Genomic DNA, 19704 nt, shown 5'->3' with positions numbered 1-19704 from the left:
TGCGGGTTCCTCTCCGGCAACAGAGGAGACGACCATGTCCATCGACGATTTCAAAGGCACCACGCCCGCGTTTCTGCCCGAGGAATTCTTCAACGGCCGGCTGGAAGGCTGGGGCGTGCTGGAGAGCCTGATCGGCGGGCTGCAGAAGCGCGCCACGATCACGGCCGAAGGCAGATGGGACGCCGCCACCCAGGCGGTCCACTTCACCGAGACCTACCGGTTCGACGATGGCCATGTCGACACGCTGAACTGGACCATCCGCAAGCTCGCGCCGGGCAACTACAGCGGCGTTGAGCCGCGGCTCGACGGCGAGGCCAAGGGCGAACAGGCCGGCTGCGCCTTCCATTGGCAGTACACCCGCGAAACCCCGCAGAAGGACGGCTCGACCACCAAGCTCAATTTCGACGACTGGTTCTACCGGATCGACGACAACGCCTGCATGGTGCGCGGCAGCGCCGGCCGCGCCGGCATTCCGTTCGCGACCGCGCATGTCACTTATCGCAAGCTGACGTGAGGCGACCTTGTATCACCGCTCCGCGCTGATCGCCGGAGCCGGCCCTGCCCGCGCCGCGTCGAGATGCGGCGCGAGAATGTCCTTCACGACGCGGCGCTTGTCGCGCATCACCTCGGACTCGCCCATCTGGCCGACTTCGTGCAGCCATGGGCCGCACCATTGCAGCGGGCCGTCATAGGTGCCGATGCCGTCGCGATACGCCACGAAGCGCGACGGCGATTGCACGAGTTCGCGGAGATCGTAGCGGCTGTACAGCGGCCCCCAATTGGCGCCGCCGGTGTCGAGACCGATGAACCAGTCCTGGCCGAAATCGAGATCGAGATCGCGCACCGCGGCATGGCGCATCATGCTGAAGCCGGCCCACAGAAACCATCGCCCATTGGCCGGCTCGGCGAAGCGCACATAGCCGTAGAAGTCCTGCGTCGCCAGCGGCGCGAATGGATCCTCCGGCGCGGTCGGAAACAGGTCGTGGTCGAGCAGGCCGAACGCCTCCGGCGCGCCGGGCCGCAGCACATTGTGCCAGATCCAGTTCAGCGCGATGCCGTGTGACCGGCTGCTCTTCTTCCACGGATTTTCGGGCGCGCGCAGATAGTCCACGCCGTGCGCCCGAGCGACGCGCTCGATCTGCGATGCGACTTCGTCCTCCGGCGAATTGTCGACCACGACATACAATGTATCGGGAAAGAAATGCCGCAGCAGCGTCGCCTGCAGCTCGATCGCCTCCGGGTCCATATAGGCGACCGTCACCAGCACCTTGCGGCCGGCGATGCTGCGGGCCACCGCGGCTGGATCGCCGACCCGCGCGGGCGCGCGCCGATATTGTCTGTCGATCCATCGATAGCGCGCGGTCTTGATGCCGTGCGACACCGGGCGCAGGCGCTGCCAGTCGGCCCAGGTATACTCGCTCAACGGTTTCGGCATGCTGGGTCCGTCATTGTCTTGGTATGTGGTCGGGCTGCGCGCGGCGGAGATGCCGCGGGCCGTCACCGGCCGGCCGTCAGGCGCTCCGGGTTCTCGATGATGTCGGCGGCCCTGTCGAGCCCGCGATAGAGATCCTCCGCGACGCCGTAGGCGATGCCGTTCGCGCTCCAGCGATCGCGCTGTGAATCCGGGGCCGCCGCCGCGAGAGCCGCGGTCAGCGCCTCCTGGGTGAACGGGGTCGAAATCACCTGCCCGGCCTTCGCCTTGACGACGTGGGGCGCGTAGCCGCATTCGGCCGTGGTGATCACCGGCAAGCCGTTGATCAGGCTTTCGAGAATCACGGTCCCCGTGGTGTCGTATCGTGCCGGGTGAAGCAGCAGATCGGCAGCCGCCATCAGTTCCGGAATGTCGGCGCGGAAGCCGAGCAACTGGACACGATCGGCGACGCTGACGCCGCGGGCCCAGCTCAGCACCTGCCCGGCCTGCTTGGTGCCCTGCTTGATCCCGGCGATCACCAATCGTGCCGAACCGGACTCCTTCAGTGCCGTCAGCGTCCGATCGAGTCCCTTCACGCTCGGCTGGTTCGCGATCGCGAGCCAGAGCTGATCCGTGGCGGCGATCCCAAGGCCCTCGCGCAGCCGCTCGCGCGTGCCGTCGGTGCGATATTCGGCGTGCCGACGGCCGGGATCGATGGTCGGCGGCAGAATGGTGATGCGGTCCGGCTCGGTCGACCAGACGCTGCGAAAGTCACGCGCCTGGTTCTCGCTCAGCAGCATGCAGGCCGTCTTCTGCCCCTGCCGGAAGCTGTCGGCTTCGAGCAGCAATTGGATCCGGCGACGCGCGCTCCATTTCGCCAGCCAGCCGACGCGGCGCGCGGCGAGGCACGGATCGGCGCAATACAGCACGTCGAGGCCGAGCAGCTTGCCGAAGCCGACGACCCGATCGAACCGGCCCTCGCAGCGCTCGACCACCGCCTCCGCGAATGTCAGATCGCGACGGTGATTGCTGAAGGCGCGGTTGGGCAACAATTCGACGTGCAGCCCCTCCGGAATCTCGCCCTTCTTCCGTTCGGCGAAGATCGTCACCTCGTGGCCGCGCGCCATGAGGCGCGACGCGATCGCCATGCAGTCCCGCTGCAGACCGCCGGCGGAGAACAACGTGACGATGGCGAACGCAATTTTCATCGATCGACTCTCGGGGCGGCGTTGACGTCGGGCGCGGCAGCGTTGCTCAGAACTGCCGGCTCCGCAACAGATAGGCCGGAATCGCCAGCCCCGCGCCGATCGCGCCGACGATCGAAACGACGCGAATGAAAGCCTGCGCCGACCCGACGAGTTGACCGACCGACTGGCCCGACGTATCGGCGGCCACCGAGATGTAGCCGAGCAGCGCCTGGCCGAAGAACGCGCCCGGCACCATCGGAATGCAGCCGGCGAGCGCGATGGCGTGGCAGGCGATGCCGAGCCAGCGCCGCCCCAGAATTGCGATGCAGGAGGTGCCGATCGCGGCGAGGAAGGTCGCGGCCTCGAGGCTCGCGCCGTGCTTCTGGCTGAAGGTGCGGATGCCGAGCGCCAGCGCGCCGGCGACCGCGCACCACGCCAGCGACCGCCAGCCGAAATTGAACAGCACGCCGAAGCCCGCCGCGGCGATCGCACCGAACGCGGCCTGGTGCGCGAGATGAGGAAGCATCGCGATCAGATCGTCGGTCACACGTGGATCCTCAGCACGAATTCGGCGACCCACAGCCCGGTCACGGCGAACACCATGATCATGATCACCCAGACTGCGCGGGCGCTGCCCATCGTCGGATAGCCGTCGAGCACGTCGGTCTGCGCATTGGTCGACGGCACGCCCGGCACCAGCAACAGGATGGACGCCATCATCGCCAGCTCGATTGTGCCGCTGCCGGCCAGCCGCGCGCCGAGGCCGCCGAGCGTCGCGGCAATGCAGCCGATGATCGCGGCGACCACGAACACGTTGACCCGACGCCCGAGCAGCCAGTGCCGGATCCGCTGCCCGATTCCCGCCGCCGCCAGCATCGGCACGAACGACAGCCAGTCGGCGCCGAGCAACCGGCCGAATGCGGCGCAGGCCGCGCCGGTGGCGATCGCCACCAGCCACGGCGGATGCCGCGGCGTGTCGCGCTGCAGCCGATCGAGCTCGCTCTCGATCTCCTCCGGCGTCATTCCTCCACGCGAAGCGCGCAGCACCAGGTCGCGCACCGCGAAATCGAGCCGGTGGTTCACGCCGTGGGGGCCGATCTGCATCATGCGCGTGATGGTGTGGCGGCCGCGCTCCAGCGTGATCTCGAACGAGGCGTAGCCGGAACGCATGCCCAGCACCTCGACGCCGAGCCCGCCGGCGATCATCAGCGCGCCCTCGTGGACGACGCGAACCGAGGCACCGCTCTGCGCCAGGATCGCGCCGGCGCGCAGCGCCACATGCGCGATGCGGTCGAGCGCGTGGTGATGGACTTGATCGGCCTCACCGGTATCTGGATGGTCATCCATCTTGCTATTTCAGTTCTCAAACCACGAAACGGAGCATTCGAGCCACAACCGTCCGCCAATTCCGTGACGAACATATACCTGTTGCCCGAAACACGGACGATAGTACCATCTGGTAGTTTGTCGAATGAGGCGTCGAGTCATTGATTGCGATCACTTCCAATTCGGAAGCGCGGGACTATGCTGACCCGGTTCCTGGCGTGATGCCATTTCGAGGAATGAGGTTGGACATGAAAATTCCGATGTTCGTCGTGGCGCTCATCGCCGCCGCAGTTATTGTCTTCGCCGCCATGAGCTCCAAGCAGGAGAACGTCGCATCGAACGAGGCGACCGGACCGTCAGCGATCGCGCTCGCCCCGGTCAGCCCGCTCAAGACCCTCACCTCTTCCAGTTGCGCCTCGGACGGTTGCCCGGTGTCGTGCGAGTCGGGCGAGACCCTGCTGTCGGCGATCTGCGTCAGCGGCAGCAAAGGACGGTTTGCCGACGCCCTGCGGGTCGAGAACGGCGTCCTTACCGCAAGCTGCGGCACCAAAGCGAGCAGCATCCTGGTCTATTGCGGCCGCCCGTAAGCCGGCCGGCGATCTGCAGCCGCCTGCGAAGGCGAGCGGCTGCACGATCCGTTCGAACGATCAGCCCTTCACGCCGAGCAGTTCCACTTCGAAGATGAGAGTGGCATTCGGCGGAATCACGCCGCCGGCGCCGCGCGCGCCGTAGCCGAGTTCGGGCGGGATGATCAGCGTGCGCTTGCCGCCGACCTTCATGCTCGCGACGCCCTCGTCCCAGCCCTTGATCACGCGTCCCATCCCGATCGGGAATTCGAACGGCTCGTTGCGATCGACCGACGAGTCGAATTTCTTGCCCTTGACGCCATTCTCGTACAGCCAGCCGGTATAGTGCATCACGCAGATCTGGCCGCGCGCGGGCGATGCGCCGGTGCCGACGGTGGACTCCTCGATCTTGAGGCCGGAGGGCGTGGTGACGGTCTTGGCAGTTTCGGACATTGCGGGGGTACTCGTTGTCAGGGTCGCGGTTGCGGACAGGGCCGCGACGAGAGCGATGGCCAGCATGGCGCCGGCACGGGGGGCGAAAGGCATCGGGATTGTCCTCGAAAAGGTCGGATCGATCGCGATCGAGGCCCCGTTCTAGACGCAACAGGCCCGTATCACAACCATCGGACGGAACTCGCGCGCCCGGGAACACGCGCGCCGCGCCCGCTCCCGCCACTTCACGCATTGCGCGCACCGCTCCGGGCGGTAAGCTGCAGCGGGGCAGTGGCGCGATGCGAAACGGGTTGTATTCGATTCACATCAGGATGCTCGACGGAGTCCGTGGCTGGTCCAACGGAATCATCATCCTGCGCGACGGCAAACTGCTCGGTGGCGATCCGTATTTCTGGACGGTCGGCGACTACACGATCGGCGACGGCCATTGGAAGGGCGAGTTGCTGACCCGCCAGCACACGCCCTACGCAGAGACCCTGGCCCGGCCGGTGTTCGCCGGTCGCGAGGTCACGACCGGCTTCACCGGCACATTCGCCGACGATCGCTCCGAAGTCTTCGGCACGTCGCTGGTCGGCAGCCGCAGCGTCAGCTTCCGCGCCACGCTGCGCCGGCTCGCCGACATCGGCTGACACGATCGGCCCGGCGATCCGGGCCGACCGTGTCGGAACGCGCCGGACGGACCGCGCTTACTTCTTCATGCCGTCCTTCGACATGCTGTCCTTGTGCATGCCGTCGTCCTTCTTCATGCCGTCTTTCGACATCGTGTCCTTCTTCATGCCGTCCTTGGACATGGAGTCCTTCGCCATGGAATCCTTGGACATCGTGTCCTTCTTCATGTTGTCCGTCTTGTCCATGGCGAAGGCCGCCGGCGCGAAAGCGAGGCTGAGCGAAAGCGCGGCGGCGGAAACGCCGAGGGCGATGCGGGTGCTGATGGTCATGTTGCTGTCATCCTGTTGCAAACGATCGGGACGCGGCGAGCGCCGCTACAAGTCCAGACGGACACAGCGATGGGTTTGTTACGCGCGGACAGGGAATAATTGCCGACGACGACCGCGATCATTCGGGTGCGCCGCAGCATCGCACGTGCGGCATCGAACACCTCCGCCTGGGCTTGCCGACGCTCGGCTCCGCCTACGAGCGCGCTAACTCGCCCGCTTTCGCTTCGCGTTCAGCGCATTGACCACGCGGCTCACCGGCGGGCGGCCGAGCAGCGAGGCGACGCTGTTGGTCGCGGCGACGAGCTTGTCCATGTCGACGCCGGTCGCGATCCCCATGCCCTCCAGCATGTACACCACGTCCTCGGTGGCGACATTGCCGGTGGCGCCCGGGGCGTAGGGGCAGCCGCCGAGGCCGCCGGCGGCGCTGTCGATGACGCGCGCGCCCTCCTCCAGGCCGGCATAGAGATTGGCGAGTGCCTGGCCGTAGGTGTCGTGGAAATGCATCGCCAGCGAGGCCATCGGCACCGCCTCGGCGCAGGCGCGCAGCAGTTCGCGGACCTTGTTCGGCGTGCCGACGCCGATCGTGTCGCCGAGCGAGATCTCGTAGCAGCCGAGATCCCACAGCGTTGTCGCGGCGTCGACCACCGCCTGCACCGGCACGTCCCCGTCGAACGGACAGCCGAGCACGCAGGAGACATAGCCGCGCACTTTGACATTGTCGGCCTGGGCGCGAGCGATCACCGGCTTGAAGCGCTCGATCGATTCCGCCACCGAGCAGTTGATATTGGCGCGCGAGAACCCTTCGGACGCCGAGGCGAACACCGCGACGACCCGCGCGCCGGCGGCGCGCGCCGCCTCGTAGCCCTTCTCGTTCGGCACCAGCACGTGGAATTCGCCTTGCAGCTTCAACGATGCGCGCAGCACCTCGTCGGAGCCTTGCATCTGCGGCACCGCCTTCGGCGATACGAACGCGCCGACTTCGACGGTGGAAAGCCCCGCGCTTACCAACGCTTCGACAAAGGCGATCCGATCGGCGACGCTGACCGGCGTCTTCTCGTTCTGCAGCCCGTCGCGCGGGCCGACTTCGACGATGCGGATGGTGTCGGTCATTGGACTACTCCGAAGTATCACGTCATGGCCGGCCTTGTGCCGGCCATCCACGTCTTCAGCCGAACAGCGTTAAAGAACGTGGATGGCCGGGACGAGCCCGGCCATGACGGCGATGGCAATTATTCAGGGTCCGGCTCGATCTCGGCGAGTTCGGCGCCTTCCTGGACTATGTCGCCGACCTTGCACTTCAGCGCCGTCAACGTCCCGGCGAACGGCGCGCGCAGGGTCTGCTCCATCTTCATCACTTCGAGCGTCAGGATCGCCGCGCCCTTGTCGAGCTTGGCGCCGACCTCCGCGAGCAGCGCCACCACGGTGCCGGGCAGCGGCGCGACGATCTTGTCCTCGCCGACGGCCTCCTCGCTCTCGCCGCCAAACGGATCGACGAGGTGCAGATCGAACCGGCCGTTGCGGGTGCGCACATAGAGTTCGTGGCCGTCGACCACCGCGTTGACGCGCGAGCGCGTCTCGCCGAGCGTCACGTCGATGCCGTCGCCATTCTGCGACCAAGCGAACGCGATTTCGCTGCCGCCGATCGTCAGCATCGACGATCCGCCGCCATAGGTGAGCTGAACCTGATGATCGCTGTGATCGTGGCCCTGCCCGCGCCGGAACACGAAACTGCGCTTGCGCCGGCCGACCGGCATCCAGCCCGACGCGCGCCACGGCGACGGCCCTTCGGATCGCGCGGCGTCGTCCTCGGCGCGCAGGATCGCGGCAACCGCCGTCGCCAGTTCCAGATCAACGACCGTCTCCGGCGCAGCGGTCAGCGCCGCCAGATCGCGCTCGATGAAGCCGGTGTCGATCGCGTTGGCGCGCACTTCGGGATGCGTCACCAGCGCCGACAGGAAGGGGATATTGGTGACGACGCCGCGGACGTCGGTCTCGTTCAGCCCGCGGTCGAGCCGGTCGATCGCCGCCTCCCGCGTCGGCGCCCAGGCGATCACCTTGGCGAGCATCGCGTCGTAATACGGCGACACGCTGTCGCCGGCGCGATAGCCGGCGTCGATGCGCAGGCCGTCGATCTCGGGCGGCGTGCGCCAGGTCGTGATCCTGCCGACCGACGGCATGAAGTTCTTCGCCGGATTTTCCGCATAAACCCGCGCCTCGATGGCGTGGCCGTTGAGCGTCAGTTGGTCCTGCGTCATCGGCAATGCCTCGCCGAACGCGACGCGGAGCTGCCATTCGACCAGATCGACGCCCGAGATCAGTTCGGTCACCGGATGCTCGACCTGCAGGCGGGTGTTCATCTCGATGAAGAACACGTCGCGGCCGTCGGAGACGAATTCGATGGTGCCGGCGCCGACATAGTTCACCGCACTCGCGGCGCGCCGAGCCGCCTCGCAGACTTTGTCGCGCCCGGCGGCGTCGAGCGTCGGCGACGGCGCTTCCTCGATCACCTTCTGGTGCCGGCGCTGCAGCGTGCATTCGCGCTCGAACAGCGAGACGAGATTGCCGTGGCTGTCGCCGACGATCTGCACCTCGATATGACGCGGATTGTCGACGTATTTCTCGATCAGCAGCGTATCGTCGCCGAACGCCGCCTTGGCCTCACGCTTGGCGCTGACGATCGCCTCGGACAATTCATCCGCTTTGCGCACGACGCGCATGCCGCGACCGCCGCCGCCGGCCGACGCCTTCACCAGCACCGGGAAGCCGATCCTGTCGGCGGCCGCGGCCAGCGTCGCGTCATCCTGCGCGGCGCCGTGATAGCCCGGCACGAGCGGCACGCCGGCCTTTTCCATCAGCGCCTTGGAGCCCGATTTCGAACCCATCGCGGTGATCATCTGCGGCGTCGGCCCGACGAAGACGAGGCCGGCGTCGGCGCAGGCCTGCGCGAACTCCGCGCTCTCCGACAGGAAGCCGTAGCCGGGATGCACCGCCTCGGCGCCAGTCTGCCTGGCGGCCTCGATGATCCGCGCGATATTCAAGTAGCTGTCCGCCGCCCGCGCAGGTCCCAGCAGCACAGCCTCATCAGCCTCGCTGACATGCAGCGCACCGGAATCCGCTTCGGAATAGACAGCGACGGTGCGCAGCCCCATCGCCCGCGCGGTGCGGATGACGCGGCAGGCGATCTCGCCGCGGTTGGCGATCAGCAGCGTGCGGAAACGCTTGTACAAGCCTGTCGTTGTCATCATTACATCCTGAACAGGCCGAATGTCGTCGGCTCGATCGGCGCATTCGCCGACGCCGATAGCCCGAGTCCGAGCACCAGCCGCGTGTCGGCGGGATCGATCACGCCGTCGTCCCACAGCCGCGCCGTGGCGTAGTACGGATTACCCTGCGCCTCGTATTGCGCGCGGATCGGGGCGCGAAACTCGTCTTCCTCCTCCGCGCTCCAGGCGCCGCCCTTGGCCTCGATATTGTCGCGGCGCAGCGTGCTCAGCACCATCGCCGCCTGCTCGCCGCCCATCACGGAGATCCGCGCGTTCGGCCACATCCACAGAAACCGCGGCGAATACGCCCTTCCGCACATGCCGTAATTGCCGGCGCCGTAGGAGCCGCCGATCACCACGGTGAATTTCGGCACGTTGGCGGTGGCGACCGCGGTCACCAGCTTGGCGCCGTCGCGGGCGATGCCGCCCGCTTCATATTTCTTGCCGACCATGAAGCCGGTGATGTTCTGCAGGAACACCAGCGGAATGCCGCGCTGGCAGCACAGCTCGATGAAATGCGCACCCTTCAGCGAACTTTCGCTGAACAGGATGCCGTTGTTGGCGATGATGCCGACCGGAAAGCCCCAGATATGCGCGAAGCCGCACACCAGCGTGGTGCCGTACAGCTTCTTGAACTCGTCGAATTCGGAGCCGTCGACGATCCGCGCGATGATGTCGCGGACGTCGAACGGCTTGCGCTGTTCGGCCGGGACAATTCCATAGAGTTGTTCGGCCGGATACAGCGGCTCGCGCGGCGCGCGCATGTTCAGCACCGCCCGCTGCGGCGGCTTCAAGGTGCCGACGATTCTCCGCGCGATGCCGATCGCGTGGGCGTCGTTCTGGGCGTAGTGGTCGGTGACGCCGGACTGCCGCGAATGCACGTCGGCGCCGCCGAGTTCCTCGGCGCTGACCACCTCGCCGGTCGCGGCCTTCACCAGCGGCGGGCCACCGAGGAAGATGGTGCCCTGGTTGCGGACGATGATGCTCTCGTCCGACATCGCCGGCACATAGGCGCCGCCGGCGGTGCACGAGCCCATCACCACCGCGATCTGCGGGATGCCCTGCGCCGACATGTTGGCCTGGTTGAAGAAGATCCGGCCGAAGTGCCGCTCGTCGGGAAACACCTCGTCCTGCTGCGGCAGGAAGGCGCCGCCGGAATCCACCATGTAGATGCAAGGCAGACGGTTCTGCCGCGCGATGTCCTGCGCGCGCAGATGCTTCTTCACCGTCATCGGGTAGTAGGTGCCGCCCTTCACCGTGGCGTCGTTGGCGACGATCATGCACTCGCGCCCGGCCACACGCCCGACGCCGGTGACGATCGAGGCCGAATGCACGTCGCCGCCATACAGCCCGTTGGCCGCCAGCGGCGACAATTCGAGAAACGCCGTGCCGGGGTCGAGCAGCAGGTCGACGCGGTCGCGCGGCAACAGCTTTCCGCGCGCGGTGTGTTTGGCGCGCGATGCCCCGCCGCCACCGCCGGCGACGTCCTCGAGCTTGCCCTTCAGCTCTGCGACCAGCGCGCGCATCGCCTCGGCATTGCGCGCGAAATCGGCCGAGCCGGGATCGATCTGGGAGTGCAGCGGCATGGCGTTTCCGGCTTTTATGGCTCGCCTCGGGGATGAAGCGTTCGGCTCATGGTGTCATCGCGCGGGCGCAGGACGCAACCCCAACCTGCGGCGCCCGACCTCCGCTGCGGATAACGGTCCGGAGCACCCGCGGCTTGCGTGGAGAGGCCGCGAGCAGCCTCCGGCCAATGTCATTGGCAACCGGCGATGGAAATCGTCCGCACCCGGTCGAGGCGTGCGATCGGTGGTCCGGCCCAATACCGCCGCTCGGCGAATCCGGTCAGTGCGTCCAGGGCTCGCCGCGGCGGAAGGCAAAATTGTCCGCATAGGCCGCCCGCCGGCGCACCGGGAGCTTCGGCTCCAGCACCTGATACGGGATGCCCTCGCGCTCGCAATAGGCGATCGCCTCCTCCCGGGTGTCGAAGCGCAGGCTGATCTGCTGCTGCATGTCGCCGGACGAGGTCCAGCCCATCAGCGGCTCGATCATCCGCGGTTGTTCGGGCTCGTAGTCGAGTTGCCAGTCCCGGGTCTTGGCGGTCCCGGACTGCATCGCGTTCTTGGCGGGCTTGAAGATCCGTGCGGTCATCGAAGGTTCGGGCCTGTCAGGTGCATTGCTGCGGTTTGGTGAAAGCGGCGCTCATAGTGTACCTTGGTGTGTCTTTCGAAGTCGAACATTTGCGTCAATTGTGAGGGGCGCGAAACGCAGGAGTTCGTGATCGGTACGGGCCACTTGTGATTCCATCACGAGGCGGCTGGTGTCGGAAATGGGTATATTCGGTCCCCGGCGTCATGACAATCGACCGGGACCGAGCACAACGGTTTCATAAAAAGACACGGGACGAACGGCTCCATGGAAATTCAGGCAATTCTCCCCGGCAAAGGCCGCGATCTGCGGCTGGACCTGTTCCGCGGCGTGGCCAACTGGGCGATCTACCTGGATCACATTCCGGACAATGTGGTGAACTGGATCACCACCCGGAACTACGGCTTCAGTGACGCCGCCGACCTGTTCGTGTTCATTTCCGGCTACACCGCCTCCTTCGTCTACGCCAAGATGATGCTGGAGCGCGGCTTCATCGTCGGCGGCACCCGGCTGACCAAGCGGGTCTGGCAGCTCTACGTCGCGCACATCGTGCTGTTCGTGATCTACATCGTCGCGATCGGCTACGTCGCGGTGCGCTTCAGCGATCCCGACATCATCAACGAATTCAACGTCGCGGGCCTGGTCGACAATCCGATCGAGACGCTGCGCCAGGGCCTGCTCTTGAAGTTCAAGCCAGTCAATCTCGACGTGCTGCCGCTCTACATCGTGCTGATGGGGCTGTTTCCGCCGGTGCTGTGGCTGATGCTGCGCAAGCCCGACGCGGTGATGATCGCCTCGTTCGCGCTGTATTTCGCCGCGCGCCATTTCGACTGGAATCTGCCCGGCTATCCGGGCGGCACCTGGTACTTCAATCCGTTCTGCTGGCAACTGCTGTTCGTGTTCGGCGCCTGGTGCGCGCTCGGCGGCACCACGCGGTCGCGGTCGATCATCAATTCCAGCTATATGCTGTGGTTCTGTATCGCCTACATGGTGTTCGCGCTGGTGATGACGATGGCCGGCCGGTTTCCGACCCTCGGCGAGATGTTCCCGACCTGGCTGTTCGAGACCTTCAACCCGAACGACAAGACCAATCTGGCGCCCTACCGCTTCCTGCATTTCGCGGTGCTCGTCGTGCTGGTGGTCCGCTTCGTGCCGAAGGACTGGAAGGGTCTGGAATCGCCGATCTTCGACCCGCTGATCAAATGCGGCCAGCAGTCGCTCGCGGTGTTCTGCGTCGGCGTGTTCCTGTCCTTCGTCGGCCATTTCGAACTGATGATGAGCTCGGGCTCGCTGCTGGCGCAGATCATCGTCAGCGTCACCGGCATCGCGCTGATGACGCTGGTGGCCTACTACATCACCTGGTCGAAGAAGCAGGACAAGCCGCTGAAGCCGGCGATCGCCGCGGCGGCACCCGCTCCCCAGCCCGCCGGCATGGCGGCCTCGGCCGCGACCGTGGCGGCGGCCGGGCTCGGGCCGGACGCTTCACGCGCGGCCGCGCCGGCTCCAGCGACGGCTGCTCCGCAATCGGTCCCGTCGGCCGGATCGGCGAAGACGTGATTTGAAAGGCTGAGAGCCGGAGCGCGGCGGCGACGTTCCGCTGCGAAGATGGTCGGGGCAACAGGATTCGAACCTGTGACCTGCAGTACCCAAAACTGCCGCGCTACCAGGCTGCGCTATACCCCGATGCCGTGTCGGTTCGCCGTCGATACACGCTTCCGCCGGCTCCAGCAAGCCGCCGGCTCAGCGGCCCTTGAACAGCGGATGGCCGACCCGGTCGCCGGCGACGATGCCGAGCTTCTTCGCGGTGCCGCCGATGACTTCGAGCACGCCGGCCACCGGCCCGCCGGACGAAATGATCGCCGTCGACATCGGTTCGGTGTTCTCGGCGATCCGCAGGATGCTGCCGTCGGCGCGGATGAAGATCATGTCGAGCGGGATGTAGGTGTTCTTCATCCACATCGACACAGGCTGCTCCGGCCGGAAGTCGAACAGCATGCCCTGCCCTTCGGGCATCTGCTTGCGATACATCAGGCCGGTTTCGCGCTCCTGCTCGGTGGTCGCGACCTCGACGCTGAAGACGTGCACGCCGGTTCGGGTGACGATCTCCAGCGTCTCCATCTTGGCCGCCTGCGCGTTCTGCGCGGCGAACGCGCACAGCAGCAGCACGGCGACCAGCGCGCTCAGCACCCGGCCGGCATATCCCCTACAAGAGCTCGTCATCGATGCGACCTGTCCGTCCCTGCGTTTCGAAATCGGCGCGACCCTAGCGCGACGATCATGGCAAACGCCAGACCACACGCCGCCGATCGCCCGCTGGCGGCCGGCAACGGTTCACAACTCGGCGATCTGCGACGGGTCGAGATCGACCGATGTGACGGGACAGATCCGGGATGGCGCGAGCGCCACGCCGGTCAGTGCGAGGACAATCCCGGGGCGCCGTTTTCCGGCTGGATCTCGGCGGCCATCATCCCCTTGGAGCCCGGCCCGAACCGCACCAGCACGTACTGGCCGGGACGCAACTCGGTCATGCCGTAGCGCCGCAGCGTTTCCATATGCACGAAGATGTCCGGCGTGCCTTCGCCGCAGGTCAGGAAGCCGAAGCCGCGCAGGCGGTTGAACCACTTCACCTGGGCGCGCTCGAGCCCGCTGGTCGGGGTGACGCTGACATGGGTGCGCGGCGGCAGCATCTGGGCGGGATGGATCGCGGTCGACTCGTCCATCGAGACGACGCGGAACGCCTGATAGCCCTTGGCGCGCTGGACGCATTCCACGACGATGCGCGCGCCCTCATAGGCGGTCTGGTAGCCGTCCCGGCGCAGCACGGTCACATGCAGCAACACATCCGCAGCGCCGTTGTCGGGGACGATGAAGCCGTAGCCCTTCGAAGCGTCGAACCATTTGATGACGCCACCGATCTCGACCAGGTTCGCGGATTCGCCGATGCCCGCGAAGGCACTGCCGATACCATCGCGCGGCGTGAATTCGTCGCGATGCGCGAATTCCACAGCCCCAGGCCGTCCGGCACCGCCTGCCGCCACGCCTGGCTTTTTGGACTCAAAACCGTCCGACCCCATGACCCCGGACCCCGCGCGTCAAAAGTACAACCGTGCCGCTTCCGCGACGCCAGCAATCCGCGTGCCCCAGTTCCATGACTAATCAGGATTGCGCCGCCGCGAATCTGTTAATCCAAAGATAACACTGCGATGCCTGTCGCAAAGACAAAAAACGCGTGATGCGACAGCTATGAACAGGCTTGAATACCTGCGAATCATACGGGGATTCAGTTGCCGACGAATGGCCCGAGCGTTTCGCCGATGTCGTGTCGGATCACCAGATCGGCGATTTCGTCCTGCTCTGTCGGCTCGTTGTTGATGATCACGAGCTTGGCGCCGGACTCCTTCGCGAGCATCGGAATCCCGGCAGCGGGCCACACCACCAGCGACGATCCGATCGCCAGAAACAGATCGCAATTCTGCGCGAGCTGGCTGGCATAGCGCATCTCGTCGACGGGCATCGCCTGGCCGAACGAGATCGTGGCGGTCTTCACCGGCTCGTCGCAGGCCGTGCAATGCGGCGCATGGCCGGCGCGTCGAAACCACTGCCGCACCCAATCGAGCTCGTGGCGTTTGCCGCAGCCGATGCAGCGCGCATAGGTGGTGTTGCCGTGCAACTCGACGACGTCGCCGGCGGCGAAGCCGGACGCCTGATGCAGATTGTCGATGTTCTGGGTGATGATTGCCGGGACCTTGCCGGCCTTGTACAGCGCCGCGAGCGCGCGATGGCCGCGCCCCGGCTGCGCCGCCGCGAAGGTGTCGTCCATCGCGAAGCGCCGCCGCCAGGCCTCGTCGCGCGCGTCCTGCCGCGCGACGAACTCCTCGAACGGGATCGGACGGTTGCGGGTCCACAGCCCGCCCGGCGAGCGAAAGTCCGGAATGCCCGATTCGGTGGAGATCCCGGCGCCGGTGAACGGCACGATCACCGAGGCGCCGGCGATCATGTCGCCGAGCTGTTCAACCCCGCTGCGCAGGTCTGGTGCGATCATGGCTGCAACAATCCAACAAACATCAAACCCATCGCAATTCGTCGCATCGGGCGCAAGCCGGGCCGGCGCGGGACGGATATGCCGTCGTCGGTTCGCAAGGCCGGGCCGATCACGAATGGGTTCCCGTTGCACCGATTCCAGCCCACATTTTTTTGAATTGCAACCGGGCCGACCCGAGCCGATAGTCGGGGCGTCTCTACGGATGACCTCCCCGAAAAGAGCCCCGTGACCTCCAAGGCGGGGCTCTTTTTTCGTCGTCCGGTTCGCCGCATTCCCCTGCACGCGATATCATCGACGACACGGGCCCTCGAGCACCGCTCTGGGGCCCGTGTTTCTGTGCGCGGCGCCGAATTCATCGATGACGCGTGAAACGGCGCGCGGCATGCCGCGCGGTCGGCCCACGCTTTCCAATCTTGCCGTTTCTTGCCGTTTCGTCGCAAGATCGCGCCGCCACCCGCCTCACGGAGACACCATCAACATGCGTTTTCTGCACACCATGCTGCGCGTCCGCAATCTCGACACGGCGCTGCAATTCTTCTGCGGCGCGCTCGGCCTCGAGGAGGTCCGCCGCATCGACAACGACAAGGGCAAATTCACCCTGCTGTTCCTGTGCGCGCCGGAGGACAGGGAGTTGGTCGGGCAGTCGAAGGGACGCCCGGCCCCGACCATCGAGCTGACCCACAATTGGGACGAGGAGAGCTATGGCGAGGACCGCTTCTTCGGCCACCTCGCCTACGAGGTCGACGACATCTACGCGACCTGCGACCGCCTGATGAAGATGGGCATTACGATCAACCGCCCGCCGCGCGACGGCCAGATGGCGTTCGTGCGCTCGCCCGATCTGCATTCGGTCGAACTGCTGCAGAAGGGCGACGCGCTGCCGCCGCAGGAGCCGTGGGCGTCGATGCCCAACACCGGTCACTGGTAATCGCCAGCGCAGCGCGGGACCACGAACTAACAAGACTGGCGTTCACCTCACCGCGTTTTGTTCCGGATCGAGCGTCCTCGAAAACAGTCGGCCTCCAGGAACCAGCATCGCTGCATGACGTTGGTTCTGCAATTGATGGAGGCTGACATGGCGCGTGGACTACTTCTCTGGCTGATCGGCATTCCGATCCCGATCATCATTCTGCTCTGGCTGTTCTTCGGCTGATCACGCTCGATGATAACGCGACAGGCCCCGTCATTGCGGGGCCTGTTTGCATTCCAAAGAGGGCGGCGTCGATCGACGGGGTGACGTCGCGCCCTCGTCGTCTCAACTGACGAATTTGACGCCGACCGTCGTGCCGCGCCGCCACACCACTTCGCAATTCCGGCCGGTTCGGGAATCGCGCGAGAACGCCAGCCGGAGTTTCGGTCCCAGCGAGATCGCATCCGCCAGGGTGAGCTTGGCGCCCGAGGTCGACAGATCGACCACCTCGCAAGGCCGCGCCGCGAAGCCGCCATCCAGCGTGATCCAGCCGCTCTGTCGCACCGATTTGCGCGAGTCGCGCTTGTTTCGTTCTTTGGCCATGTCCGCTCCGTTGCCCCCGGTCTAGGCCCGCGGCATTGAAAAAACGTTGCAAACTTGAGCGAAATTTCGGGGTATTTGCGGTTCTTGGCGCGGCGGACTTGCCCGGCCCGGCAAACGCCACTATACGTTCGCCCGCCGCTGACGTTCGGGCCCCTATGGCCGCACGCTCGGAGGCGCCGCCGATCAGCGCATCGCGTTGAAATGGCTCGAGAATACGACGTACGACCGTGCGTTTCCGCCGGCCAGCGACCCCGAATCCGGTTCGCGCGCCACGCGGCTTCGCTCCCTTCGTCTATCGGTTAGGACGCCACCCTTTCACGGTGGAGAGAGCGGTTCGATTCCGCTAGGGAGCGCCAAAACTTCCCCCCCGAATAAGTGAAAGAGCGCCATTTCCCGCCGGTGTGTCCGACACGGAACGACGCACATGGCGGCACACCTCGGGTTTCGAGGTCCAGGCAGCGGCTTCACGTTCCAGATTGCGGCCCTGAAGCCTTCGTCGACGAGTCTGTTCGCCGGCTAGGCGATTTGCCGCCGCAGGAATCAGCCTCGATCATAGTGAACGCCGTTCACTATGATGTCGTTCGAAGTCGGGACCTTCCCGGAACGTGGCGATCTACCAGGCGTAACGCACCACGCCCTTGCCTGCGTAGCTGCGGCTGACGTCGGAGAATTCGCCATCGAACGTCGCGGCCACTGACCAGCCGCCGTTGAAGGACATTTCTGCCGAGGCGGAAGTCAGCGCGGCGTTGCGGGCGGCGCCGTTGACGATGAAGCTCGAGCCGGGCAGCGACTGGAACACGGCGCTGACGTTGCGGTCGGCATTGTAATCATGCGCCCAGGCGGCGCGGCCGCGCAGCGTCAGGAGTCCTTCCGCCATCGCCCATGACTTGTCGCCGCGCAGGCCGAGTTCGGTGCGGGTCGCCGTGGCGGTCTTGGTGGCGTAGTTCAGCGCGAAACCGCCGATGCCGTTCGCTGCGGATGCCCTCGCCTATGCGGACGGCCGCAAGCGCACCCGCACCGAGCGCGACGCCTTTGCGATGTTCGTCAAGGCGCCGCCGCGCGCCTTTGAGGCGCGTTGGAACGTCCCGGCCGGCACCGGTCTGATCGCGACCGCATGACCGCGGCTTGAAGTCGGCTCATCTGAACCGATGCCATCGCGGGCATCGCCGATCGCGCAAGACGTCGCGCCTCGTCGGTCGTATGCGGATCGGCCCGGCAGTCGCTCAGTTATCACTCGCCAGCAGGCGGGCCATGGCGTCCGTGATCGTGTGCTCATCGTAGGGCTTCGAAAAGAATCGGCTCCCGGTGGGCAGGCTGCTCTCTTCGAGGATGGCGTCGCCGGACGCGACGATCAGTTTCACCGGCGGCCATCGATCGCGGATGTAGTACGACAGCTTGATGCCGTCCATCGTACCCGGCATCTGAACGTCGGTGAAAACCAGGTCGATGTCGTCGCGCGATTCGAGAATGCGAATTGCGGCGTCCGCATCGTGCGCTTCCAGCGCTTCGTAGCCGGCCGACAGCACCAGATCGACGGCCCCCATCCGAATGACGGTGTTGTCTTCGACCACGAGGACGACGGCCTTGCCGTTCTTCATCTGCCACTCGGGTGGTTGGGCGCTGCGTTGTTGGTCCATTGATCTGAAGCCAATTGAGATCCTATGCCGCGGTCGAACGGCTGTTTTCGCTATCGGCGTCTTCCCGATGGCTGATTGTCACGACGGTGCCGGGGCCCGCATCGCTCAGCTCGATCGTCGCCAGCAAATTCTTGGCGAGCGCGTCGACAATTCCGGTGCCGAGGCCGGGCTTCGGCGCTTCGCTCCCGACAGGCATCCCGACCCCGTCGTCGGCGACCGAAAGCGTCCAATCTTTGCCCGACGAGCGGTAGTCGATCACGATCGTGCCGGTGAGCCGATCACGGAAGGCGTGCTTGAGGGCGTTGATCACGAGTTCGGTGACGATCAGACCCAGGCTCACCGACGTGTCCGCAGCCACGGTGCTGTCGTCAGCTCTCACGACGATGGAGAGGCGGCCCGGGTCGTCGATCATCGATGCACCCAGGCTTTGCGAAAGCTGAGTGAAATAGGTTCGGAGTTCGACGGTTTCACCGGTGGAGGTCGAGAGTTGGCGTTGCAGGGCCGCGATCGACATCACCCGGTGATGGGCGCTGTGGAGATGCCCGCGCGCTTCTTCCGACTGGATCCGACGCGCGCTCTGCATCAGAACGCTCGCGATGATCTGCAGGCTGTTGGCGACGCGATGCTGGACTTCCTGCAGCAGGATCGCCTTTTCGCGGACGAGATCATCCTTCAATCGGGATTCGGCGCGCGCGTCGGTGACATCGGTCACCGCCACCAGGAGCCGGACGCGATCCTTGACGCCGTCATCGAGCATCCGGGCGTTGACGACCAGGTTTCGTGCATTCAGTTTCGGCCTGCGCAGATCGATTTCGTAGGCTTCGATCTGCGCGCTTCCCGAAGCGGTCGCCCTCAGCAGCGAGGCGAGCTTGGGCATGTCCCATTCGCCGTTGCCGAGTTCGCTGAGGCGTTTGCCGGGAACGGTCGCGGGATCGATTTCAAACGCGCGGCAGAACGATGCGCTCGCAGCAATGACCTTCTGGTCTTCGGACAGGAACAGCAGCGGTTCGTTCGACGCCACCACGACGGCGAGCGTGCTCGCCGCCTCGAAATACACGGTCGGGGTCTCTGGCATGAATGGCCCTCGGGGGCCGGAGACTCAGGGTGCGAGTCATGAATCGGCAGGAGCGTGGTCACAGCCCGGAGGCTGACGCTCTGGAACAGCCTAACACGCCATGCGCACAACTGCGTCATCCTAACGACTGCAGTGCAGCGTACGC

22 protein-coding genes, 2 tRNA genes and 1 pseudogene are annotated in these 19704 nt (G+C 65.8%); 7 read left to right on the top strand and 18 right to left on the bottom strand.

The genetic code is table 11. From position 1 onward, the window contains the following. Positions 1–34 precede the first annotated feature (34 nt). Positions 35–514 carry a DUF3833 family protein gene (locus SR870_RS05070; protein ID WP_322516943.1) on the top strand — a complete coding sequence of 160 codons (480 nt, stop codon included), beginning with the start codon at positions 35–37 and terminating at the stop codon, positions 512–514. Positions 515–526: 12 nt separating this feature from the next. On the opposite strand, the gene SR870_RS05065 is transcribed toward SR870_RS05070, so the two are convergent. The 4 genes from SR870_RS05065 to SR870_RS05050 all read right to left on the bottom strand — a co-directional run bounded on the left by SR870_RS05065 (position 527) and on the right by SR870_RS05050 (position 3945). Continuing rightward, positions 527–1435 (bottom strand): hypothetical protein, encoded by a 909-nt coding sequence (locus SR870_RS05065; RefSeq protein ID WP_322516942.1) that lies wholly within the window; start codon positions 1433–1435, stop codon positions 527–529. Positions 1436–1497: 62 nt separating this feature from the next. Further along, complete coding sequence (locus tag SR870_RS05060) at positions 1498–2619, bottom strand: glycosyltransferase family 4 protein (protein ID WP_322516941.1); 1122 nt, start codon at positions 2617–2619, stop codon at positions 1498–1500. A 46-nt stretch (positions 2620–2665) separates the two neighbouring features. Next, on the bottom strand, positions 2666–3145 hold the full coding sequence (locus tag SR870_RS05055; RefSeq protein WP_322516940.1) for a threonine/serine exporter family protein: 480 nt from the start codon (positions 3143–3145) through the stop codon (positions 2666–2668). After that, positions 3142–3945 (bottom strand): threonine/serine exporter family protein, encoded by an 804-nt coding sequence (locus SR870_RS05050; RefSeq protein ID WP_322516939.1) that lies wholly within the window; start codon positions 3943–3945, stop codon positions 3142–3144. Before SR870_RS05050 ends, SR870_RS05055 begins: the two co-directional genes overlap by 4 nt. Before the next feature lie 227 nt (positions 3946–4172). On the opposite strand from SR870_RS05050, the gene SR870_RS05045 reads away from it, so the two are divergent. Next, a complete protein-coding gene (locus SR870_RS05045) occupies positions 4173–4511 on the top strand; it encodes a hypothetical protein (protein ID WP_322516938.1) in 339 nt (112 codons plus the stop codon). A gap of 60 nt (positions 4512–4571) precedes the next feature. On the opposite strand, the gene SR870_RS05040 is transcribed toward SR870_RS05045, so the two are convergent. Then, positions 4572–5009 carry an FKBP-type peptidyl-prolyl cis-trans isomerase gene (locus SR870_RS05040; protein ID WP_416221153.1) on the bottom strand — a complete coding sequence of 146 codons (438 nt, stop codon included), beginning with the start codon at positions 5007–5009 and terminating at the stop codon, positions 4572–4574. A 212-nt stretch (positions 5010–5221) separates the two neighbouring features. On the opposite strand from SR870_RS05040, the gene SR870_RS05035 reads away from it, so the two are divergent. Beyond that, positions 5222–5572 (top strand): GrlR family regulatory protein, encoded by a 351-nt coding sequence (locus SR870_RS05035; RefSeq protein ID WP_322516936.1) that lies wholly within the window; start codon positions 5222–5224, stop codon positions 5570–5572. A gap of 57 nt (positions 5573–5629) precedes the next feature. Here SR870_RS05035 and SR870_RS05030 read toward each other — a convergent pair whose 3' ends face one another. From SR870_RS05030 to SR870_RS05010, 5 genes are all read right to left on the bottom strand, one after another. After that, positions 5630–5881: a pentapeptide MXKDX repeat protein gene (locus SR870_RS05030; RefSeq protein ID WP_322516935.1), complete on the bottom strand. Its 252-nt coding sequence runs from the start codon at positions 5879–5881 to the stop codon at positions 5630–5632. Between the two features lie 204 nt (positions 5882–6085). Continuing rightward, positions 6086–6991, bottom strand: a complete 906-nt coding sequence (locus tag SR870_RS05025; protein WP_322516934.1) for a hydroxymethylglutaryl-CoA lyase — start codon at positions 6989–6991, stop codon at positions 6086–6088. Between the two features lie 119 nt (positions 6992–7110). Next, on the bottom strand, positions 7111–9123 hold the full coding sequence (locus SR870_RS05020) for an acetyl/propionyl/methylcrotonyl-CoA carboxylase subunit alpha (RefSeq protein WP_416221128.1): 2013 nt from the start codon (positions 9121–9123) through the stop codon (positions 7111–7113). A 2-nt stretch (positions 9124–9125) separates the two neighbouring features. Next, a complete protein-coding gene (locus tag SR870_RS05015; protein WP_322516932.1) occupies positions 9126–10730 on the bottom strand; it encodes a carboxyl transferase domain-containing protein in 1605 nt (534 codons plus the stop codon). A gap of 259 nt (positions 10731–10989) precedes the next feature. Continuing rightward, on the bottom strand, positions 10990–11295 hold the full coding sequence (locus SR870_RS05010) for an ETC complex I subunit (protein WP_322516931.1): 306 nt from the start codon (positions 11293–11295) through the stop codon (positions 10990–10992). 264 nt (positions 11296–11559) lie between these two features. Between SR870_RS05010 and SR870_RS05005 the strand changes: the two genes are divergently transcribed. Beyond that, positions 11560–12849, top strand: a complete 1290-nt coding sequence (locus SR870_RS05005) for an OpgC domain-containing protein (RefSeq protein ID WP_322516930.1) — start codon at positions 11560–11562, stop codon at positions 12847–12849. A 49-nt stretch (positions 12850–12898) separates the two neighbouring features. Here the strand turns inward: SR870_RS05005 and SR870_RS05000 are convergent. From SR870_RS05000 to SR870_RS04985, 4 genes are all read right to left on the bottom strand, one after another. Further along, positions 12899–12975, bottom strand: a tRNA-Pro gene (locus tag SR870_RS05000). Positions 12976–13032: 57 nt separating this feature from the next. Then, positions 13033–13512, bottom strand: coding sequence for a DUF192 domain-containing protein (locus SR870_RS04995; RefSeq protein WP_322516929.1), 480 nt, complete (start codon positions 13510–13512; stop codon positions 13033–13035). 191 nt (positions 13513–13703) lie between these two features. Further along, positions 13704–14366, bottom strand: a complete 663-nt coding sequence (locus SR870_RS04990) for a cold-shock protein (protein WP_322516928.1) — start codon at positions 14364–14366, stop codon at positions 13704–13706. 206 nt (positions 14367–14572) lie between these two features. Further along, positions 14573–15334 (bottom strand): SIR2 family NAD-dependent protein deacylase, encoded by a 762-nt coding sequence (locus tag SR870_RS04985; protein WP_322516927.1) that lies wholly within the window; start codon positions 15332–15334, stop codon positions 14573–14575. Between the two features lie 478 nt (positions 15335–15812). On the opposite strand from SR870_RS04985, the gene SR870_RS04980 reads away from it, so the two are divergent. Beyond that, on the top strand, positions 15813–16262 hold the full coding sequence (locus SR870_RS04980) for a VOC family protein (protein WP_322516926.1): 450 nt from the start codon (positions 15813–15815) through the stop codon (positions 16260–16262). 327 nt (positions 16263–16589) lie between these two features. Here SR870_RS04980 and SR870_RS04975 read toward each other — a convergent pair whose 3' ends face one another. After that, entirely contained in the window at positions 16590–16847 is a 258-nt protein-coding gene (locus SR870_RS04975) for a PilZ domain-containing protein (protein ID WP_322516925.1), read from the bottom strand. A 281-nt stretch (positions 16848–17128) separates the two neighbouring features. On the opposite strand from SR870_RS04975, the gene SR870_RS04970 reads away from it, so the two are divergent. Beyond that, a tRNA-Glu gene (locus SR870_RS04970) sits at positions 17129–17203 on the top strand. A gap of 257 nt (positions 17204–17460) precedes the next feature. On the opposite strand, the pseudogene SR870_RS04965 reads toward SR870_RS04970, so the two are convergent. Continuing rightward, positions 17461–17814, bottom strand: a pseudogene (locus SR870_RS04965) (autotransporter domain-containing protein); the annotation flags it as partial. On the opposite strand from SR870_RS04965, the gene SR870_RS04960 reads away from it, so the two are divergent. After that, positions 17810–17965, top strand: a complete 156-nt coding sequence (locus SR870_RS04960) for a hypothetical protein (protein WP_322516924.1) — start codon at positions 17810–17812, stop codon at positions 17963–17965. The pseudogene SR870_RS04965 and the gene SR870_RS04960 sit on opposite strands and share 5 nt — an antisense overlap. Positions 17966–18070: 105 nt before the next feature. Here SR870_RS04960 and SR870_RS04955 read toward each other — a convergent pair whose 3' ends face one another. Together SR870_RS04955 and SR870_RS04950 are read right to left on the bottom strand one after the other, a co-directional pair. Next, positions 18071–18445 carry a response regulator gene (locus tag SR870_RS04955; protein ID WP_322516923.1) on the bottom strand — a complete coding sequence of 125 codons (375 nt, stop codon included), beginning with the start codon at positions 18443–18445 and terminating at the stop codon, positions 18071–18073. Between the two features lie 61 nt (positions 18446–18506). Beyond that, on the bottom strand, positions 18507–19559 hold the full coding sequence (locus SR870_RS04950; RefSeq protein WP_322516922.1) for a sensor histidine kinase: 1053 nt from the start codon (positions 19557–19559) through the stop codon (positions 18507–18509). Positions 19560–19704: the final 145 nt, after the last annotated feature.

It is taken from the genome of Rhodopseudomonas palustris, from assembly GCF_034479375.1.
In the GTDB taxonomy this organism is placed as follows: domain Bacteria; phylum Pseudomonadota; class Alphaproteobacteria; order Rhizobiales; family Xanthobacteraceae; genus Rhodopseudomonas; species Rhodopseudomonas palustris_M.
This window is presented reverse-complemented; position numbering and strand designations above follow the sequence as displayed.

Excerpts from the sequence above, each read along its gene's own strand:
- SR870_RS04960 (WP_322516924.1), top strand. The coding sequence starts at position 17,810 with ATGCCGTTCGCTGCGGATGCCCTCGCCTATGCGGACGGCCGCAAGCGC.
- SR870_RS04975 (WP_322516925.1), bottom strand. The coding sequence starts at position 16,847 with ATGGCCAAAGAACGAAACAAGCGCGACTCGCGCAAATCGGTGCGACAG.
- SR870_RS05070 (WP_322516943.1), top strand. The coding sequence starts at position 35 with ATGTCCATCGACGATTTCAAAGGCACCACGCCCGCGTTTCTGCCCGAG.
- SR870_RS04950 (WP_322516922.1), bottom strand. The coding sequence starts at position 19,559 with ATGCCAGAGACCCCGACCGTGTATTTCGAGGCGGCGAGCACGCTCGCC.
- SR870_RS05050 (WP_322516939.1), bottom strand. The coding sequence starts at position 3,945 with ATGGATGACCATCCAGATACCGGTGAGGCCGATCAAGTCCATCACCAC.
- SR870_RS05065 (WP_322516942.1), bottom strand. The coding sequence starts at position 1,435 with ATGCCGAAACCGTTGAGCGAGTATACCTGGGCCGACTGGCAGCGCCTG.
- SR870_RS05025 (WP_322516934.1), bottom strand. The coding sequence starts at position 6,991 with ATGACCGACACCATCCGCATCGTCGAAGTCGGCCCGCGCGACGGGCTG.
- SR870_RS04955 (WP_322516923.1), bottom strand. The coding sequence starts at position 18,445 with ATGAAGAACGGCAAGGCCGTCGTCCTCGTGGTCGAAGACAACACCGTC.
- SR870_RS05020 (WP_416221128.1), bottom strand. The coding sequence starts at position 9,123 with ATGACAACGACAGGCTTGTACAAGCGTTTCCGCACGCTGCTGATCGCC.
- SR870_RS04995 (WP_322516929.1), bottom strand. The coding sequence starts at position 13,512 with ATGACGAGCTCTTGTAGGGGATATGCCGGCCGGGTGCTGAGCGCGCTG.
- SR870_RS04990 (WP_322516928.1), bottom strand. The coding sequence starts at position 14,366 with ATGGGGTCGGACGGTTTTGAGTCCAAAAAGCCAGGCGTGGCGGCAGGC.
- SR870_RS05060 (WP_322516941.1), bottom strand. The coding sequence starts at position 2,619 with ATGAAAATTGCGTTCGCCATCGTCACGTTGTTCTCCGCCGGCGGTCTG.
- SR870_RS04985 (WP_322516927.1), bottom strand. The coding sequence starts at position 15,334 with ATGATCGCACCAGACCTGCGCAGCGGGGTTGAACAGCTCGGCGACATG.
- SR870_RS04980 (WP_322516926.1), top strand. The coding sequence starts at position 15,813 with ATGCGTTTTCTGCACACCATGCTGCGCGTCCGCAATCTCGACACGGCG.
- SR870_RS05010 (WP_322516931.1), bottom strand. The coding sequence starts at position 11,295 with ATGACCGCACGGATCTTCAAGCCCGCCAAGAACGCGATGCAGTCCGGG.
- SR870_RS05035 (WP_322516936.1), top strand. The coding sequence starts at position 5,222 with ATGCGAAACGGGTTGTATTCGATTCACATCAGGATGCTCGACGGAGTC.
- SR870_RS05005 (WP_322516930.1), top strand. The coding sequence starts at position 11,560 with ATGGAAATTCAGGCAATTCTCCCCGGCAAAGGCCGCGATCTGCGGCTG.
- SR870_RS05015 (WP_322516932.1), bottom strand. The coding sequence starts at position 10,730 with ATGCCGCTGCACTCCCAGATCGATCCCGGCTCGGCCGATTTCGCGCGC.
- SR870_RS05045 (WP_322516938.1), top strand. The coding sequence starts at position 4,173 with ATGAAAATTCCGATGTTCGTCGTGGCGCTCATCGCCGCCGCAGTTATT.
- SR870_RS05040 (WP_416221153.1), bottom strand. The coding sequence starts at position 5,009 with ATGCTGGCCATCGCTCTCGTCGCGGCCCTGTCCGCAACCGCGACCCTG.
- SR870_RS05030 (WP_322516935.1), bottom strand. The coding sequence starts at position 5,881 with ATGACCATCAGCACCCGCATCGCCCTCGGCGTTTCCGCCGCCGCGCTT.